General features: G+C 53.9%; 16 protein-coding genes. 8 read left to right on the forward strand and 8 right to left on the reverse strand.

Annotated elements, in window-relative coordinates; all coding sequences use genetic code 11:
- Positions 1 to 11: 11 nt before the first annotated feature.
- Positions 12 to 3062 (reverse strand): formate dehydrogenase-N subunit alpha, encoded by a 3051-nt coding sequence (gene fdnG, locus DK872_RS23930; RefSeq protein WP_161518905.1) that lies wholly within the window; start codon positions 3060 to 3062, stop codon positions 12 to 14.
- Between the two features lie 238 nt (positions 3063 to 3300).
- On the opposite strand from fdnG, the gene fdhD reads away from it, so the two are divergent.
- Positions 3301 to 4140 carry a formate dehydrogenase accessory sulfurtransferase FdhD gene (fdhD, locus tag DK872_RS23935; protein WP_007369321.1) on the forward strand — a complete coding sequence of 280 codons (840 nt, stop codon included), beginning with the start codon at positions 3301 to 3303 and terminating at the stop codon, positions 4138 to 4140.
- Between the two features lie 114 nt (positions 4141 to 4254).
- Positions 4255 to 4467, forward strand: coding sequence for a YdgH/BhsA/McbA-like domain containing protein (locus DK872_RS23940; protein ID WP_007369320.1), 213 nt, complete (start codon positions 4255 to 4257; stop codon positions 4465 to 4467).
- Between the two features lie 41 nt (positions 4468 to 4508).
- On the opposite strand, the gene DK872_RS23945 is transcribed toward DK872_RS23940, so the two are convergent.
- Together DK872_RS23945 and DK872_RS23950 are read right to left on the reverse strand one after the other, a co-directional pair.
- Complete coding sequence (locus DK872_RS23945) at positions 4509 to 4832, reverse strand: AzlD domain-containing protein (RefSeq protein ID WP_007369319.1); 324 nt, start codon at positions 4830 to 4832, stop codon at positions 4509 to 4511.
- Positions 4832 to 5494: an AzlC family ABC transporter permease gene (locus tag DK872_RS23950; protein WP_161518906.1), complete on the reverse strand. Its 663-nt coding sequence runs from the start codon at positions 5492 to 5494 to the stop codon at positions 4832 to 4834. Before DK872_RS23950 ends, DK872_RS23945 begins: the two co-directional genes overlap by 1 nt.
- 103 nt (positions 5495 to 5597) lie before the next feature.
- On the opposite strand from DK872_RS23950, the gene DK872_RS23955 reads away from it, so the two are divergent.
- The 6 genes from DK872_RS23955 to DK872_RS23980 all read left to right on the forward strand — a co-directional run bounded on the left by DK872_RS23955 (position 5598) and on the right by DK872_RS23980 (position 12530).
- Entirely contained in the window at positions 5598 to 6146 is a 549-nt protein-coding gene (locus DK872_RS23955) for a helix-turn-helix domain-containing protein (RefSeq protein ID WP_007369317.1), read from the forward strand.
- Positions 6147 to 6575: 429 nt separating this feature from the next.
- On the forward strand, positions 6576 to 7115 hold the full coding sequence (locus DK872_RS23960) for a fimbrial protein (RefSeq protein ID WP_051644045.1): 540 nt from the start codon (positions 6576 to 6578) through the stop codon (positions 7113 to 7115).
- 46 nt (positions 7116 to 7161) lie between these two features.
- Positions 7162 to 7884 (forward strand): molecular chaperone, encoded by a 723-nt coding sequence (locus tag DK872_RS23965; RefSeq protein WP_051644046.1) that lies wholly within the window; start codon positions 7162 to 7164, stop codon positions 7882 to 7884.
- Positions 7885 to 7932: 48 nt separating this feature from the next.
- Positions 7933 to 10458: a fimbria/pilus outer membrane usher protein gene (locus DK872_RS23970; RefSeq protein ID WP_161518907.1), complete on the forward strand. Its 2526-nt coding sequence runs from the start codon at positions 7933 to 7935 to the stop codon at positions 10456 to 10458.
- Between the two features lie 15 nt (positions 10459 to 10473).
- Entirely contained in the window at positions 10474 to 11793 is a 1320-nt protein-coding gene (locus DK872_RS23975) for a fimbrial protein (protein WP_090398640.1), read from the forward strand.
- A complete protein-coding gene (locus DK872_RS23980) occupies positions 11790 to 12530 on the forward strand; it encodes a molecular chaperone (protein ID WP_161518908.1) in 741 nt (246 codons plus the stop codon). The genes DK872_RS23975 and DK872_RS23980 overlap by 4 nt, the downstream gene beginning before the upstream one ends.
- A gap of 33 nt (positions 12531 to 12563) precedes the next feature.
- On the opposite strand, the gene rhaM is transcribed toward DK872_RS23980, so the two are convergent.
- From rhaM to DK872_RS24005, 5 genes are all read right to left on the reverse strand, one after another.
- Positions 12564 to 12878, reverse strand: a complete 315-nt coding sequence (gene rhaM / locus DK872_RS23985) for an L-rhamnose mutarotase (RefSeq protein ID WP_007369310.1) — start codon at positions 12876 to 12878, stop codon at positions 12564 to 12566.
- Positions 12875 to 14023: a lactaldehyde reductase gene (gene fucO / locus DK872_RS23990; RefSeq protein WP_007369309.1), complete on the reverse strand. Its 1149-nt coding sequence runs from the start codon at positions 14021 to 14023 to the stop codon at positions 12875 to 12877. The genes rhaM and fucO overlap by 4 nt, the downstream gene beginning before the upstream one ends.
- Before the next feature lie 125 nt (positions 14024 to 14148).
- Entirely contained in the window at positions 14149 to 15153 is a 1005-nt protein-coding gene (locus tag DK872_RS23995; RefSeq protein WP_161518909.1) for an ABC transporter permease, read from the reverse strand.
- The gene (locus tag DK872_RS24000; protein WP_161518910.1) at positions 15150 to 16154 is read right to left on the reverse strand and encodes an ABC transporter permease; all 1005 of its coding nucleotides are present in this window, start codon (positions 16152 to 16154) and stop codon (positions 15150 to 15152) included. The genes DK872_RS23995 and DK872_RS24000 overlap by 4 nt, the downstream gene beginning before the upstream one ends.
- Complete coding sequence (locus DK872_RS24005) at positions 16154 to 17665, reverse strand: sugar ABC transporter ATP-binding protein (protein WP_161518911.1); 1512 nt, start codon at positions 17663 to 17665, stop codon at positions 16154 to 16156. Before DK872_RS24005 ends, DK872_RS24000 begins: the two co-directional genes overlap by 1 nt.
- Between the last annotated feature and the right edge of the window lie 11 nt (positions 17666 to 17676).

A 17676-nucleotide genomic window follows, 5' to 3' on the forward strand; every position in this document is an offset into this window, starting at 1 on the left:
AGTCGTCTCCGTTACACCTTTTCCACATTCACCAGGAACGCCTTGAACTCCGGCGTTTGGGTGTTCGCATCGCCGACGAACGGCGTTAACGTATTGGCGATAAAACCTTTCTTCGCCACACCTTCGTAACCCCAGTGAATAGGAATACCGATGGTATCGACATCTTTGCCGTTCACTTTCAGCGTGCGGATACGCTTGGTCACCACCGCTTTGGCTTTGATATAGCCACGGTTGGAGGAGACACGAACCGTATCACCCTGAACGATGCCCAGCTTGCCCGCCAGCTTCTCACCGATCTCCACAAACTGTTCTGGCTGCGCGATAGCGTTAAGCAGCGCGTGCTTGGTCCAGTAGTGGAAGTGCTCGGTCAGACGGTAAGTGGTGCCGACATAAGGGAATTTATCCGCTTTACCCATGGCTTCCATATCGTCTTTAAAGACGCGGGCTGCCGGGTTGGATACGACGTTCGGGTGCAGCGGGTTCGTGCCCAGCGGCGTTTCAAACGGCTCGTAGTGTTCCGGGAACGGCCCTTCCGCCATCTTATCAATAGCAAACAGGCGACCCATCCCTTCCGGCTGCATGATAAACGGCCCGACATCGCTGCCTGGCGCGGCAGCGCTGTAGTCCGGAATATCCACGCCGGCCCACTTCGCGCCGTCCCACTTCAGCAACTGACGCTTCGGATCCCACGGTTTACCCTGCGGATCGGCAGAAGCACGGTTGTAAAGAATGCGGCGGTTAAGCGGCCATGCCCACGCCCAGCCCAGCGTATTGCCAAGGCCTGACGGATCGGCGTTATCGCGACGTGCCATCTGGTTGCCATCCGGCGTCCAGCTACCGGCGAAGATCCAGCAACCGCTGGAGGTGGTGCCGTCATCGCGCAGTTGAGCAAACGAGCTAAGCTGCTGGCCTTTTTTGACGATTACCGCGCCCGTCGCCGGATCGATAATGTCTGCCAGTGCTTTACCGTTGCTCTCCATCGCCACTTCTTCCGATGCCGGTTCATGCGGGGTGGAGTAGTTCCAGGTCATATTCAGCACCGGTTCCGGGCACGCGCCACCCTCTTCGGCATACATCTTACGCAGGCGCGTAAAGATACCGGCGAGGATCTCGCCATCGGTCACAGCTTCACCCGGGCCGTCAGCGCCTTTCCAGTGCCATTGCAGCCAGCGGCCGGAGTTCACGATCGAGCCGTTCTCTTCGGCGAAGCAGGTTGAAGGCAGACGGAACACTTCGGTCTGGATTTTCGCCGGATCGACATCGTTTGACTCGCCGTGGTTTTGCCAGAAAGTCGAGGTTTCGGTGTTCAGCGGATCGATGGTCACCAGGAATTTCAGTTTCGACAGCGATGCCACAACCTTGTTCTTGTTCGGGAACGAGGCCACCGGGTTAAAGCCCTGGCACAGATAGCCGTTTACCTGGCCTTTGTACATCATGTCGAAGTACTGCAGAACGTCGTAACTTTTGTCCCACTTCGGCAACCAGTCAAAGCCCCAGCTATTTTCCGCCGTGGCTTTGTCGCCAAAGAAGGCTTTCATCATCGAAACGAAGAATTTCGGGTAGTTACCCCAGTAGTTTACCTGGCCTTCAAGCAGCGGTTTCGGCGTGTTGGCGGCAAGATAGGTCTGGAGATCGGCCTGTTTCTCACTCGGCAGCGTCATATAGCCCGGCAGGCTTTGTGACAGCAAACCAAGGTCCGTCAGTCCCTGAATGTTGGAGTGACCGCGCAGGGCGTTTACGCCGCCACCAGCCATCCCCATGTTCCCCAGCAGCAGCTGGATCATCGCCATGGTGCGAATGTTTTGCGCACCGACAGAGTGCTGCGTCCAGCCCAGCGCATAGAGGAACGAGGCCGTTTTATCATGCACACTGGTTTCGGCGATGTATTCGCACACCTTCAGGAAATCCGCTTTTGGCGTCCCGCAGATGTTTTCAACCACGTCCGGCGTATAGCGAGAAACGTGCTGTTTCAGCAGGTTCCATACGCAGCGCGGATGGGTGAGCGTGGTATCGCGTTTGGCGAAACCTTTCTCATCCAGTTCGTAGTTCCAGCTGGTTTTGTCGTATTTACGTTTATCCGCGTCATAGCCAGTAAACAGGCCATCTTCGAAACCATAATCTTCCCGCACGATCAGGCTGGCGTTGGTATAGGCTTCGGTATATTCGCGGTTATATTTTTCGTTGGTCATCAGGTACAGCAACACGCCTGACAGGAAGGCAATGTCAGTACCGGAACGAATCGGCGTATAGAAATCCGCAACAGAGGCGGTACGCGTAAAGCGCGGATCGATAACAATCAGCTTCGCGCCATTATGGATCTTGGCTTCCATCGCCCAGCGGAATCCCACCGGATGTGCTTCAGCCGCGTTCCCACCCATCACAATGATAAGGTTGGCGTTCTTCATGTCGACCCAGTGGTTGGTCATCGCACCGCGACCAAATGTTGGAGCAAGACTTGCTACCGTTGGTCCGTGTCAGACACGCGCCTGGTTGTCGACGGCTAACATGCCGAGTGCGCGGGTGAATTTTTGCGTTAAATAGCCAGTTTCATTGCTGGACGCGGATGCGCACAGCATCCCGGTGCTCAGCCAGCGGTTGACGGTGGTGCCTGCGGCATTTTGCGCGATAAAGTTGGCGTCGCGGTCGGCTTTAATCAGCTTCGCGATGCGGTCAAACGCATCATCCCACGTGATGCGCTGCCATTTATCAGAGCCTGGCGCACGGTATTCCGGGTATTTCAGGCGGCTTTCCGAGTGGATGAAATCCACCAGACCTGCGCCTTTCGGGCACAGCGCGCCACGGTTTACCGGATGATCCGGGTCACCCTCGATATGAAAGATTGACGCTTTGGCGTTCTTGGCACCGTCGCCGAGGCTGTACATCAACAGCCCACAGCCGACGGAACAATATGTGCAGGTATTACGGGTTTCACGGGTGCGCAGCAGCTTATACTGCCGTGTTTCCGCAAGTGCGATATTGGGGGCAAAGCCCAATGCCGCAGCCGTTGTTCCTGCCATACCGCCAGCGCAGATCTTAAAGAACTGCCTTCTGCTGACCTGCATGGTTTGCTCCTGGTTCGACATTACTCTTATCGTTTTTTCTTTGCGGTGGTTTTCGCAAAGGTTCAGAATTGCTGGTAATCCCTCATCCTGGGGGATTAGCAACGAAGATTACTACAATATAGGTAGGTCAATTCTGTCGTAAGTCCTCAGAATCGCTGCTATTCCCTCTTTTCCCCAAGGGATATACGCGAAGAATACCATATTGTTGGTACGCTTGTTTGATAACGGTTAAGACAAAGTGAACGATTTGCACCCTAAAAAGCACGAAAATGCAACATCCGTCACAGGGGCCCGCGAGGTTTCCCTGTGGAAACGCGCCGATTTACAGCAGACGCAGCCGGATATGCTGGCGGAAGAAGTTCCTGTCGCGCTGGTCTACAACGGCATCTCCCATGTAGTGATGATGGCCTCGCCAAAAGATCTCGAATGGTTCGCGATTGGCTTCTCCTTATCCGAAGGGATTATCGAAAACCCGGCGGAAATTTACGGCATGGATGTGGTGCCTTCATGTAACGGTCTCGAAGTGCAAATCGAACTCTCCAGCCGCCGTTTTATGGGGTTAAAAGAGCGGCGGCGCGCGCTGGCCGGGCGAACCGGCTGTGGCGTGTGCGGTGTGGAGCAGCTCAACGATATCGGCAAGCCGATAGCGCCGCTGCCGTTCACGCAGCGCTTTGATTTGGCGTTACTGGATAACGCACTGGCGCATTTAACCGATTTTCAGCCGGTCGGGCAGTTAACCGGTTGTACGCATGCGGCCGCGTGGATGTTGCCATCCGGCGAACTGACGGGCGGCCATGAAGATGTCGGGCGTCATGTAGCGCTGGATAAGCTGCTTGGTCATCGCGCGCGTGAAGGTGAAGCGTGGGAGCAAGGAGCGGTGCTGGTGTCCAGCCGCGCCAGCTATGAAATGGTGCAAAAATCGGCGATGTGCGGCGTAGAAATTCTGTTTGCGGTATCGGCGGCGACAACGCTGGCCGTGGAAGTGGCGGAACGCTGCAACCTGACGCTGGTCGGTTTTTGTAAGCCGGGCAGGGCGACGATCTATACCCATCCACAGCGGTTAATTGTTAATCAGTAATTTTGAATGATGAGAACAAATCCTTCCGCTTTTTGTTGTGAGTGAACAGGTCTAGTATTTATTTCATCGAGGCACGGTGCCTCACTACAACAAATTAACGTAAGGGTTTATATCATGAAAAGCATCAAAACTTTTGTCGCTGTTATCGCTCTGTCTGCTTCTTTCGGTTCTTTTGCTGCCCAGTCTGTAAGCGTAACTGACACCACTCTCAGCGGTGCAGAAGCACAAATAGCCGCTCAGGCTCAGCAGGCAGGCGCTTCTTCTTACCACATCACCGAAGCGTACAACGGCAACCAGGTTCATATGACTGCCGAACTGACCAAATAAATTGCAATATTGTCGAAAGAGCGCCTGCGGGCGCTTTTTTTTTAATGCATTCCCGCCAGGCGCAACAGCGCCGTCACCACGGCCGCCGAGATGATCACCACAATGAGCGGCATCTTTCGCCAGGCCAGGAAAAGGGCAAACACCACGCCCAGCACACGTGCCATTCCGGCAAAATGATCCCCTTCGTAGAGCATGGCCGCCAGCGCGACCGCGAATAACAACGTCGTTGCTGCGTCGGAAAGTAGTGCCTGTGAGTGCTCTGAGAGCGCCAGCCTGCTGCCGAGTTTTGCGCCGCCGAAGCGCATCAAATAAGTGCCAACGGAAAGAACCGCGATGCCGCCGATAATTAAGGAAACGCTGACCATTATTTCTTCCTCGTCAGTAAACCCAGTAAAGAGAGCAGCACCGGTAAGCCAACCGGGGCGAAGGGAACGGTTGCCAGTGATAACAGCGCACCGCTGGAAGCGCGGATCAGCGTGGTGCGTTTTTTCAGCGCCGGTAACACCAGCGCCAGCAGGATCGCCGGGAATACTGCGTCGAGCCCGATGGTTTCCGGTGCCGGTAACAGCGTACCGACCGCCGCGCCAACCAGTACACCCACAGGCCACAGCAGCGCGACGCCCAATCCGCACAACCAGTAAGCGGCTTTACGCTGTTCCGGCGTAGGCTGCGACAAACCGAACACCACGCTTTCGTCATTCATAATGTGGCAGCCGAGAAAACCCGCCGCCCGCTGACCGACCAGTTCACGCACCGTGACGCCAAAAGGTATGTGTCGGGCATTAACCAGTAAGCCAGCAATGGAGGCTGCCAGTGGATTACCACCGCTGGCAACAATGCCGATGAACATAAACTCGCTGGCACCCGCCAGTACCAGCGTGGAGAGCGCAAGCGGTACCCACAAGGGAAAGCCGTACGCCATGGCCAGCGATCCGTAGGAGACGCCGACGACGCCGACCGCCAGGCAAACAAGGAATATTGCTTTGATGGTATCGCTTTTTAGCGATGCGAAGTGTTGTGTAAACATCTCATTTTAGCCATATCGAACGTTTATCCATTATAATGAACACATCTGAATCGTTTTTCAATAAGAACGATTCGTTCGATTAAATGAACGTTTGGGGTCGTGTATGACACAACCAATTAGCATCATAGCCAAAAGTCTGGTGCGCGAGCGTCAGCGAACCGGCCTTTCGCTGGCAGAAATTGCCCGCCGCGCCGGGATCGCCAAATCCACGCTGTCTCAATTGGAAGCCGGGAATGGCAATCCCAGCCTGGAAACCTTGTGGGCGTTGTGCGTGGCGCTGGATATCCCCTTTGCCCGACTGCTGGAACCGCAAAGCCCGAAAACACAGGTGATTCGCCGCGGTGAAGGCACCAAAGTGATTGCTGAACAGGCTAATTATCAGGCGATTTTACTGGCTGCCTGCCCGCCAGGCGCGCGGCGCGATATCTACCTGCTGCTGACGCAGCCGGGCGCGGACCGTATTTCGCATCCTCATCCGCAGGGTTCTGTCGAGCATATTATCGTGACGCAGGGGCGCGCGCTGGTGGGGCTAACCGAAGCACCAGAGGAGTTAGGTGAAGGGGATTACATCTGCTACCCGGCGGATCAGGAGCATATTTTTAAAGCGCTGGAACCTGATACACAGGCTATTTTAGTGGCAGAGCAGAGTTAATTATATATTCTGATCCTAAAGGATTTCTTATATCGGGAAGGAGATGTACGCATTAATGCTAACAATCCTTCCTGTTCTTAATAATCTATTTCTGGCATGTTTTTGTAGGCGCGTGACAACGTCTTTTAATATAGATGTATTCCTAATATTTTATTCTATATTTTTGTTTTTATGCGGATGCGCATACACCTCTTACCACTTTAACTCTTTGTTGTAATGATGTTTTTGTTTTTAAATTGTTATTGATGTGAATAATATTCCTTGTTTTATTTTCTGAGTGGATGCTAATTCAATTATTGTTTTAATTTTGCTTTTTTATCTGCATTTACAGCATATGGTTGCAGGTGTATTTTTGTTTTCGGATTTAAGACGTTTACCGCCTGGTAAATCATCTTGATATGGAATGTCAATTTTGAATTAAGGTTTTTTATGAATCGTATGAAAGCTATTTGTGCGGCAACCGCTGTTTTTGCTTTTGGTGTAAGTACTGCTTCTTTTGCTGCAATGTCAAATAATACTGTGCGTTTTATGGGTGAAGTAAGTGAACAAACCTGTAATATTACTGTAAATGGCAGCAGCTCTGCTCCGGTTATTCTTCTGCCGACCGCTGCAAAAGCGCAATTGGCTAATGCAGGAGATACTACCGGTGAAACTCCATTCACTGTAATGCTGTCTGGTTGCGGAGCGCAAACCTCTAACGCAAGCGTTCTTTTTGTTGCTAATGATGTTGATGGTATGAATTTGAAAAATACTGCGACAACTTCTCCGGCATCAAATGTTGCGATCCAATTAATGGAAGGCACTACCGCACTGGATTTTGTGGGAAATAAAGCCCAGACCGCCTCCCAGTCTGTTGGTGGCGCGAATACCAGCGCAACCTACGACCTGACTGCGCGTTATTTTGCAACCGGTGTATCTACGGCGGGTACTGTAGAAGCGCAGGTGCAGTTTGCCGTAACTTACATGTAACACCCTCTAAGGCGCTGCTTCATGCAGCGCTTTTTATGGAGTTAAAATGAGCATGTCAAAACATAAATTATTCTCTGCTTTTTTCTCTGTCTTCCTGTTCTCTTCAGTTATTGGCAATGCTTCTGCCAGCGTGACGATGCTCGGAACTCGTATTATTTACGAAGCAGATATTAAAGAAAAATCTCTTGATTTCACTAATGCTGGCGACACCCCTTTTTTAGTGCAAGTGTGGACTGACAAAAATAATCCAAATTCAACAGCAGCAACGGCAGACGCACCTTTTATCGCAATGCCCTCTATTTTCCGCGTTAATCCGCACGCGCAGCATAGCCTGCGGCTGAAATTTACGGGAATAGCGCTGCCACAGGACAGAGAATCTCTTTTCTGGTTGAATTTCCTGCAATACCCCGCAAAAAGTGCCGCTGCACAGGGTAAAAACTCTTTAACCATGCTGGTAAAAAGCCGGATGAAAATATTTTACCGGCCTGCCGGTCTCGTTGGTGATGCAAATAAATCACTAGATGAGTTGAATGTCAGCCTGCATGATCAAAAGATTGATATTAAAAATACCAGCCCGTGGCATATATCCGTTGTTAGTGCTTTTATAGACAATGGAAAGAAAAATATAGCGGTTAAGTCGACGGGAATGATTGCGCCATATTCTTCTGCTCAATGGGTATTGCCGAAAGGCACAGGTGATAAATTAACAATTAATGCAATAAATGATTACGGCGGCGTATTTAGCAAGACCTATTCATTGGTTCGGTAAAACTTCTGCTTGATGATATAAATATATTGCTCAACTCTGGTGACTATAATGCATCTGCATTCAACCTGCTTTCGTATTTTTATGGGGCTGATTTCTGTTTTGTCTTTTTCAGCGTCGGCGGAAGATGAGGGGTTCTATTTTGATGCCTCATTATTAAGAGGCAGCGGGTTATCGGTTGAGGATCTGCATCGTTTAAATAAAGGCGAAATGATAACGCCAGGACGTCACTCGCTGGATATTTATCTTAACGGTAAGTTTATCACGCACAGTGAAATAGAGTATTCCCGCCGGGGAGAGAATATTAGCCCCTGCCTGCCATCTGAATTATTAACAACGTTAGGTCTGAAGGCCTTAACGCCAGAGATGAAATCATCCTGCTACTGGAATGATGATGAGGTGATGAAGGGCGTCATCATCAAAGATGATCTTGCACAATTGCGTATGGATTTTAGTGTGCCGCAGGCATTGTTGAAATCCGTTCCCCGCGGCAGCGTCAGCGAAGCAAGCCTGGATGCCGGGGAAAGCATGCTCTTTCTGAACTATATCGCCAACCAATATCATGTGACGTCGCGCCATGGCGGCGCAGAGAGCATGGATTCCAGCTGGCTGAATTTCAATGGTGGTTTTAACCTTGGGCTGTGGCGCTACCGCCAGCAGTCAAGCCTGAGCTACAGCAATGAAGAAGGCAGCCGCTGGAATACGAACCGTCGTTATCTTCAGCGCGCCATTTACCCGCTGCGCAGCGAATTAATGGTGGGTGAAGGCTTTACGAACGGACAATTTTTCTCCGGGATGAGTTTTCGCGGACTCCAGCTTTCATCGGATACGCGTATGCTGCCCCATTCGCGCCGGGGCTATGCACCCGTTGTGCGGGGTATTGCTAACACTAACGCTAACGTCACTATCTTGCAGGGGAAAGCCACGCTGTATGAAACGACAGTTGCGGCAGGCCCGTTCATTATTGACGATCTCTATCCGACAAATTTCGCCGGTGACCTGACCGTTGTCGTCAATGAGGCCGATGGCAGCGTTAATACCTTTACGGTGCCTTTTTCCGCGCTGTCTGAATCCATGCGACCAGGCTCCTCAGATTACGTTTTCACGCTGGCTCAGGCGCGGGATGTCGGCGATAAGGACGTGTTCAGCGAAGTGGTCTGGCGGCAAGGGTTAACGAATGCGTTTACTTTGAGCCTCGGCAACCAGCTGGCAACCGACTATATGAGCTATTCGCTGGGAGGCGTATACACTACCTCCGCAGGCGCATTTGGTTTGACCAGCCTGTTTTCCCGCGCCTCTCTGGCGGATGAAGGAACCCGAAGCGGCTGGACGTTACGGGCGAACTACAGCAAATTTATTCCGCAATCTGGAACGTCATTTACGCTCGCAGGCTATCGCTATTCAACGGCCGGATACTCTGAATTGTATGACGCGTTAGGGGCTCGTGAGGCCTATAAACATGGTGCCCAGTGGCAATCGCATAGCTGGAAACAGCGCAATCGCCTTGAGATCTCGGCGGGCCAGACATTAGGCGATTACGGCAACATTAACCTCTCCGCCTCAACGCAGGATTATCGCGATAACAAAAAGCGCGATAAGCAACTTCAGTTCAACTGGAATAAAACCTTCGATTATGGCATCGCGTTGAATCTTGGCGTGGCGCGTACTTATAACGTTGCGCCCGCCAGCGCCAGCAATACCTGGCAGGATAGCGGTAACGAACACACGATTGCATTGCGTGACCAGATACAAACCCTGTGGTCGCTTTCGGTCTCTGTACCGCTTGGAACTCAGCCGCTCTCACCTGTTCTTTCGACCAGCGCACACCGCAGCGATTCAGATGGCGGTTATCAATCCACGCTGAGCGGTATGTATGGCGACAAAAATCCACTGAACTACAGCCTGAATTACTCTACCGATGACAAAGGAGAGCAGTCGGTGTGGGGCGGTGGTTTGCAGCAAAATTTCTCTTTTGCCAATGCCGGACTCTCCTGGTCATCGTCAAAAAATTACTGGCAGGCCTCAGCTTCACTACAGGGGTCGGCGGTTGCGCATAAAGGAGGCATCACGCTTGGACACTGGGTAGGAGACAGTTTTGCCCTGATCGATGCGCCTGGCGCAAGCGGCGCTGAAGTGATCGGCGGCCAGGGCGCACGCATTGATGCATTTGGCTACGCCATTGCGCCAACGCTCGGCGCGTACCAGTTCAATAGCATTGGCCTCGATCCCCGCAATATGAACGATGACGCCGAGCTGCAAACCTCGCAGCAGCGCATTGCGCCCTATGCTGGCGCGACGGTTCGGGTGCGTTTTAACACCCTGAATGGCCAGGCGATGTTGATCACGGCACAACGTCAGGCGAATGAGCCGATCCCGATGGGCACCTTAGTGTATGACGGCTATGACAACTATATCGGCATGGTGGGGCAGGCTAACCAGATCTACCTGCGTTCCAGCGAGAAAAAAGGGGAGCTGCGGCTGCGCTGGGGTGAAGGCGCTAAGGAAAGCTGCCAGCTTACGTGGCATGCCACATCGCCCCGAAAACCGCTGCTTTTGATGGATCTGCCTTGTCGTTAATTGACGGAGCTGTTTATGAATTTACTGCGCGCTATTTTACTTAACGTCCTTTTAATCGCGAGCCTCTCCGCAGGCGCAGTGTGTAATAAAGGGCCGGATTTCGTCCGCACCGAGGAAGATGCCTTTGGCCTTGGCTTATCGCTGGGAACGGTTAACGTCTCCAGCCTGGCGATCCATCCCATCGGTTCGCCGCTTGGCTCAAGCATTGTGTCATTCGCGAGTAACCCGCGTTACAAAGGCCCGGACAGTGTTCTGTGGGTCTGCGATATTGCGGATAAAAATAATATCTTCGAAATCATTGCCACCAATGGCGATGACCGTAACGGGGGATTTTTTGATTTGGGCGCTGCCGATGGTTATCCCAACTACTACGGCACGCTGTTTAGCCATGTGGCGATACGTCTGACGCACATGAATTCGGGTACGGTATTTACCCGTAATTATCAGCGTATCCCGATGAAAAATTACGCGGTTTCACCGGATGGCAAGCAAATTTATATTCGCGTCAAAGATTTTAGCCCCATCCGCGCCGATCTGATTCGTGTGAGTTCCACCACGTCCAGAGGGCAGGCTCCTACAGACTATTGTGGCCGTTCAACGCAGCTCAGTTCGGGTCTCTATAGTTGTAACCAGCCTAATGGTTACGTCTCTTTTTGCTCGCCCGGCAGCCCGGATGCTTACTGTGATAGCGGGGATGCTTCCCTGGATTACACTGGCTGGTATCTGGATAACTGGATGGCGCTAACCATGGGCTCGGCTACCACGCCTGGTTCAATACTGGTATCGACGCCAACCTGTGTGGCAAAAAGCACCACGCCTGTCGTGCTGTTTCCAACGATTTCCGTCGCGGATTTGAACAATGGGCAAAAGGCGCAGGCGAATTTCAACGTCAATATTCTCTGCGAGGGGGCGGCGCAAAGCGGGACGTCTCAGGGTATGACGGCGCTGGCATTTCAAACCTCATATTACAGTTACACGATGGCCGAGCTGCTGAATCTGGTGAATCCATTGGGCGGTGTAAGTCATTTGTTGTCCGATCGCTATGGCTACCCAGGCATTGCCACGGGTGTCGGTATCCAGATAGCGAACGCCAGCGATGGCGTACCACGCAATCTGCTCGGCTGGTACTGGTGTTCGCTAAGCGACTGCCGCTTCGGTAATAGCAGCGGCTGGTACTCTGTGCGGGATGGAGCGACACAAATCTCCAATGGCGGCGCATCGGGACTGAGTGAATATATTGTCCATTTCAATGCGTTCCTGACACGTCTTCCGGGCCAGACGGTCACTCCGGGCAAAGTGGATGCCAGTGCTTATGTTGTGGTGAAAGTCCAATGAGAAAGCATGTTAAAACGATGGTGTTAGCGGCGCTGTGGGCAGCCGCATTTTGCTCTCATGCCGGACTCATCGCATCCTCAACGCGGGTGATTTTTAAAGAGGGGCAGACGCAACAGAGTCTGATGCTGGTGAACACCAATAGCTGGCCAGTAATGGCGCAAAGCTGGGTGGATAACGGCAACACGAGCGTGGCGATGCCCGATCGCATTAAAACGCCATTTGTTGCAGTTCCGGCGCTGTTCAAATTAGAACCGCAGGCGATGCAGGGGCTACGGCTGATCTATAACCAGCAGGCATTGCCCGAGGATCGCGAATCCGTTTTCTGGCTGAATCTGTATGAGATCCCGCCCAAATCCTCCACGATTTCGCCGCAGGCGCAGAGCGTGGTACTGACCATGAATACGCAGATGAAAATCTTCTGGCGGCCGAAAAAAATTGGCGATCCCGATAACATTGCGGAAAAAATCAGCTTTCATCGGGAAAAAAGCGGCAAAGATATTGAGATCGTGTGCCATAACACTTCGCCGTGGCATGTCTCATTTGCCGGTATTTCGCTACTCGCTGGTGACAAAACTTATGCCGCCGGGCAGCAGCCGGACATGATGGTTTCGCCCTTCAGCGAAAAGCGTTATTTCGTTGAAGCGGCAAACCTGGCGAGAAATTTACCGCTGCGCGTAAAAGCTGAACTGATAGACGATCTCGGCCACGTGACGGCCAGGGAGTTCCCGCTTCAGTGATCCCCTCTCCGTGACAGAGAGGGGGAACAGGGCTCAGGCCAGGTAAAACACTTCTTTCAGCTCCGCGCTGACCGGGCTGTTATCCGGGTTGGCGGGCATTACGTCGCGCATATATTTCCACCAGCGCTGGCAAACTTCGGTGCTGGCGACCGCATTCCAGCGCTCTTCAGACTCAATTTCCACGGTGGCGAACAGCAGATGGCGCGCTTTATCGAGATAAATCGCGTAATGGTGCGCGCCACCCTCTTTCAGCGCCGCTTCCAGCTCCGGCCAGATGGGATTATGGCGACGTTCATACTCTTCATGGGCCTCAGGATTGACCTGCATCACAAAGGCTTTACGGATCATAACGCCTCCAGATACAGCTCGCGGACTTCATCGCGGCTGGCGGTACGCGGGTTGCACGGGGCGCAGGGATCGGCCAGCGCTTTATCCAGCCAGCCTTCGATATCCGCTTTGGTCACGCCCAGTTTGCTAAAACCGGAAGGAATGCCCACGCGTACGCTGAGGCGGCGAATAGCGTTGATCGCCTCCATACTGGCGGCTTCATCGCTCATCCCTTTGGTATCAACGCCCATCGCCTGCGCAACGCGGGCAAAACGGGAAACGGCATTCGGGCGGTTAAAGTTTTCGATGATCGGCAGCAGAATAGCGTTGCACACGCCGTGCGGCAGGTTGTGGGTCGCCCCCGGTTGATGCGCCAGCGCATGCACCAGGCCAAGACCGGCGCTGTTAAAGGCCATCCCGGCAAGATACTGGCCGTAAGCCATCTGCTCACGCGCTTCGAGGTTATGCCCGTCGTCCACCGCTTTCGGCAGCCACAGGTTGATCAGGCGAATCGCTTCCAGCGCGTTGGCGTCGGTTAATGGATGCGCGCCGACAGAAACATAGGCTTCTACCGCGTGCGTCAGCGCATCCATCCCGGTGGCGGCGGTTACCGATGCGGGGATTTCCAGCATTACGCTGGCGTCGTCCACGGCGATGTCGGGGATAATATTGGGGTCGATAATCACCTCTTTGACTTGTCGCGCCGAGTCGATGATCACGGCGTTACTGGTCATTTCCGCTGCGGTACCGGCCGTGGTATTGATCGCGACCAGCGGCACGCCGGGGTTTTTCACTTTGCCAACGCCAGAATACGCAGTGGACGGCCCCGGGTTGGCGGTAAGGATTTTCACCGCTTTGGCGGTGTCGATCGGGCTGCCGCCGCCGAAAGCGATGATGTAATCACAGGCGGTGTGCTGGTATGCGGCATACCCTTTTTGCACCAGTTCTTCCGTCGGGTTCGGGAACACGTCATCAAACAGGTGATACGCCATGTTGTGCGCTTTCAGCGCAGTAAACAGACTGTCCAGCAGGCCCAGTTTTACCAGTTGTCCATCGGTGACAATCAGCGCTTTACCCCACTGTTTGTTCGCCACCAGATTGACCATATCGCCGATAGCGCCTGCGCCATGCAGGCTGATTTTTGGTAGGGCTAACATAAAGCTCATCGTGACTCTCCTTAATTTGCTGTGATTTTTCCGGCGGCAATACTCCATGTCGCCGGGGGAATTCTTGTTGCCTTACCGGGCCTGCATTTATCTGCGGCGCGGTTTTGTCAGCCGCCATCCGGCAATTACATACGCCTGCGCTGCATCACGCGGCGAGTAATGATCGGCAGCGAAATCACCACAATCAGCATCGCGCCGACGATAATCGACATCACAATGCCCGGTACATTGAGCAGGCTCAGGCCGAAGGTCACCAGCCCCATCAGGAAGGCGGCGATGATGACGCCGACCATACTGCCGGAGCCGCCGAGGATATTGACGCCCCCCAGCACGGCCATCGTCACCACGGAAAGCTCCCAGCCGAGCGCCAGCGTCGGACGTGTGCTGCCAAGGCGTGATGTCAGCAGTACCGACGCCAGCCCCGCCATCAGCCCCACCAGCGCGAAGAGGATCAGGTTGTGACGCTTCACATTGATGCCGGAATACCACGCGCCGGTCGGGTTGTTGCCTATCGCGTAGGTGCGGCGGCCAAAGTTGGTTTTGTGCAACAGGAACGCAAACGCGGCGGCCAGCACCATAAACAGGGCAAACTCAAACGACAGCGCGCCCCAGACGTAGCCCTGGCCAAACCATGCGAAGCTCTCTGGCCAGCGGTTCAGCGCCTGATCGCCAAGCAGAATGTAAGTGATGCCGCGAAAGAGGCTCATGGTGCCGATGGTGATCACTATCGATGACAGATTGAAACGGGTGACGAGAATGCCGTTGAACAATCCGCACAGCAGCCCGACGCCAAGGCCCACCGCGACCAGCAGCGGCGTATCCATTCCTGTCTGCGCGCAAAACCCCATTACCGTGGAGCTAAGCGCCATGTTGGCGGCGACGGATAAATCGATCTCGCGGGCGATGATCAGCATTGCCATTGGCAGGACGATGATCGCTTTTTCGGTAAAGTTGAACGTCGCGTCAGAGAGGTTCCAGATATTGAGGAAGTAGGGTGACGCGATGGCATTCGCCACAAATACCGCCAGGGTCACGGCCAGCAAAAAACCTTCCCAGCACAGCAGGCGCTGGAGGAAAGGTGAGGTGGCTGGTGCGTTTTTCACGGCATCGGAGGTCAATATTTTGCTCATGATTTCACCGCCTGTTTTTGTCGTGCCAGCGCCGCATCACGCAGGATCAAGCGGCCTTTGCGCTTGTTGGCGCGTTCATTCAGCAGAACCGCAATGACAATCACCGTGCCGGAGATAGCCATCTGCCAGAAGGGAGAAATACCGATGACCGGCAGCGCGTTATTGATCACCCCGAGGAATAATGCGCCGAACAGACAGCCGAGCACGCGCCCGGTGCCGCCCATGGTGCTGATGCCGCCAATCACACAGGCTGCCACCACCTGCAGCTCAAAACCGTTAGCCACATCGACATACGCCACGGCAAAGCGCGAGATCCACAAATAGCCGCAAAAGCCCGCCAGCGCGCCGGAGAGGCAGAAACTGACAAACTGCATCTTGCCAGCGTTGATTCCGGTGTAATACGCTGCCGTCGCGTTGCCGCCTGCGGTATAGAGCGCCCGCCCGGTACGGCTGTAACGCAGGAAATATCCCACCAGCAGTAGCGCGGCGACAGCGCACCAGCTCAGCACCGGTAAACCCAGCACCGACGCGCGCGGCAGGCCGAGAAAATCCGCACCCATCTGATTGGAATTCACCCAGCCGCCGCCGGAAAGTAAGAAGATAATGCCGCGGTAGATGCTCATGGTGCCGAGCGTTACCACAATGGCCGGAATTCCCAGTTTCCATACCAGCAGGCCGTTGATCATGCCCATCAGCAGACCAAGCAGCGTGGCCAGCAGCAACAACGACCAGACCGGAACGTCCGGGTGATGGAAGTTGATCAGTGCGACAATCATGCCGGTCAGCGCGAGGTTTGCCGCCATCGACAGATCGATGCCTTTGGTCAGCAGCACCATCATCTGCCCGAGCGCAAGAATGATCAGAATGGCGGTATCGTTGAACATCTCTACCAGATTGCCGGGGCTGATAAACGAAGGAACACGGCTGCCGATACTCAGTACAAGCAGTACAATCACGCCGCCGAGCAGCGCTTCGCGGTGTTTAAGCAGTTGTTGCCACATTATGCTGCCTCCTTCCCGGCGCCGCTGGCCGCGCTGACAATGGTTTCCGCCGTGGCGTCGCCTGCGTTGTACTGCGCCACCATCAGTCCTTCATGCATCACAATCACCCGATCGGCCATGCCCATCACTTCCGGCAACTCGGAGGAGACCATAATCACTGCCAGCCCGTGCGCCACCAGTTCCGACATAAACTGGTGCACCGCCGCTTTTGAGCCGATATCGATCCCTTTGGTCGGTTCGTCGAGGATGATCACCTCCGGATGCGTGGCGAGCCATTTACCGATCACCACTTTTTGCTGATTGCCGCCGGAGAGCGTTTCTACCGCTTGTCTCCAGCTAAAGGCTTTTACCTGCAAACGTCGCGCGTACTCATCGGCCAGCGCCCACTCTTTCGCCTCATTCAGCACGCCGTTGCAGTTCAGCTTGCTAAGCTGCGGCAGGCTGATGTTCTGCGCAATCGACAGCTCGATAATCGCCCCCTGCTTTTGCCGCTCTTCCGGCACGCAGACAATACCGGCCTGAATGGCATCCGCTGGCTGGCGGAACTGCACGGATTTGCCGTTGAGGATGATCTCGCCGGACGAGGGGCGTGAAACGCCGGAAAGCGCCTGCATCAGTTCGGTGCGCCCGGCGCCAACCAGGCCGTAAAAGCCGAGGATCTCGCCTTTACGCAGGGAAAAGTTGATATGGGCAAACTCGGTGGGATGACACAGATCGCGCACTTCCAGTACCGTTTCACCCGGTTCGCAGGCCACTTTCGGCCAGCTCTGGCTCAGCGTGCGGCCAACCATCATCGCCACCATTCGCTCTTCGGTGATCGCCTTTATCGCGCCGGAATCAACATAAACGCCGTCGCGCAAAATAGTGTAGTGATCGGCCAGTTCAAAGATTTCATCGAACTTGTGCGAGATAAACAGGATCGCTTTGCCTTCCTGTTTCAGACGCTCGACGATTTGGTAAAACTCCAGGATCTCATGCTGCGAAAGCGCGGCCGTGGGCTCATCCAGAATCACTACCTGCGCGTCAAAAGAGAGTGCGCGGGCAATCGCCACCATATGGCGCTGGGCGATGCTCAGGGTTTTCAGTGTGGCGCGCGGATCGATTTGCACTTCCAGTCGGGCAAGAATATCCCGCGCCTGCTGGTGCATGGCGGGCCAGTCGAGTTTTTTCAGCAGTCCTTTATAAAGATACTGGCCGACAAAAATGTTCTCGGTCACCGACAGCTCATCAAACAGAACCGTCTCCTGATGGATAGCGGTGATCCCCACTTTATGGGCGGATTCCGGCGTCGGCAGCGCAATAGGGATCGCTTTATAGAGGATTTTACCTTCGTCCGGTTGATAAATGCCGGTCATCACTTTGACCAGCGTCGATTTCCCTGCGCCGTTTTCACCGATCAACGCGGTGACTTTGCCGGGCCAGAGATCAAGCTGCACATTCTCAAGAGCACGCACACCGGGGAAAACCTTGGTGATGCCCTTAAGCGACAGCAGAGGGGGGGATGCCGTCATGATCGTTCTCC

Origin of the sequence: Kosakonia sp. MH5 (genome assembly GCF_009935945.1) — a bacterium.
Taxonomy (GTDB): domain Bacteria; phylum Pseudomonadota; class Gammaproteobacteria; order Enterobacterales; family Enterobacteriaceae; genus Kosakonia; species Kosakonia radicincitans.

Excerpts from the sequence above, each read along its gene's own strand:
- DK872_RS23940 (WP_007369320.1), top strand. The coding sequence starts at position 4,255 with ATGAAAAGCATCAAAACTTTTGTCGCTGTTATCGCTCTGTCTGCTTCT.
- DK872_RS23945 (WP_007369319.1), bottom strand. The coding sequence starts at position 4,832 with ATGGTCAGCGTTTCCTTAATTATCGGCGGCATCGCGGTTCTTTCCGTT.
- DK872_RS23950 (WP_161518906.1), bottom strand. The coding sequence starts at position 5,494 with ATGTTTACACAACACTTCGCATCGCTAAAAAGCGATACCATCAAAGCA.
- DK872_RS23955 (WP_007369317.1), top strand. The coding sequence starts at position 5,598 with ATGACACAACCAATTAGCATCATAGCCAAAAGTCTGGTGCGCGAGCGT.
- DK872_RS23960 (WP_051644045.1), top strand. The coding sequence starts at position 6,576 with ATGAATCGTATGAAAGCTATTTGTGCGGCAACCGCTGTTTTTGCTTTT.
- DK872_RS23965 (WP_051644046.1), top strand. The coding sequence starts at position 7,162 with ATGAGCATGTCAAAACATAAATTATTCTCTGCTTTTTTCTCTGTCTTC.
- DK872_RS23970 (WP_161518907.1), top strand. The coding sequence starts at position 7,933 with ATGCATCTGCATTCAACCTGCTTTCGTATTTTTATGGGGCTGATTTCT.
- DK872_RS23975 (WP_090398640.1), top strand. The coding sequence starts at position 10,474 with ATGAATTTACTGCGCGCTATTTTACTTAACGTCCTTTTAATCGCGAGC.
- DK872_RS23980 (WP_161518908.1), top strand. The coding sequence starts at position 11,790 with ATGAGAAAGCATGTTAAAACGATGGTGTTAGCGGCGCTGTGGGCAGCC.
- rhaM (WP_007369310.1), bottom strand. The coding sequence starts at position 12,878 with ATGATCCGTAAAGCCTTTGTGATGCAGGTCAATCCTGAGGCCCATGAA.
- fucO (WP_007369309.1), bottom strand. The coding sequence starts at position 14,023 with ATGAGCTTTATGTTAGCCCTACCAAAAATCAGCCTGCATGGCGCAGGC.
- DK872_RS23995 (WP_161518909.1), bottom strand. The coding sequence starts at position 15,153 with ATGAGCAAAATATTGACCTCCGATGCCGTGAAAAACGCACCAGCCACC.
- DK872_RS24000 (WP_161518910.1), bottom strand. The coding sequence starts at position 16,154 with ATGTGGCAACAACTGCTTAAACACCGCGAAGCGCTGCTCGGCGGCGTG.
- DK872_RS24005 (WP_161518911.1), bottom strand. The coding sequence starts at position 17,665 with ATGACGGCATCCCCCCCTCTGCTGTCGCTTAAGGGCATCACCAAGGTT.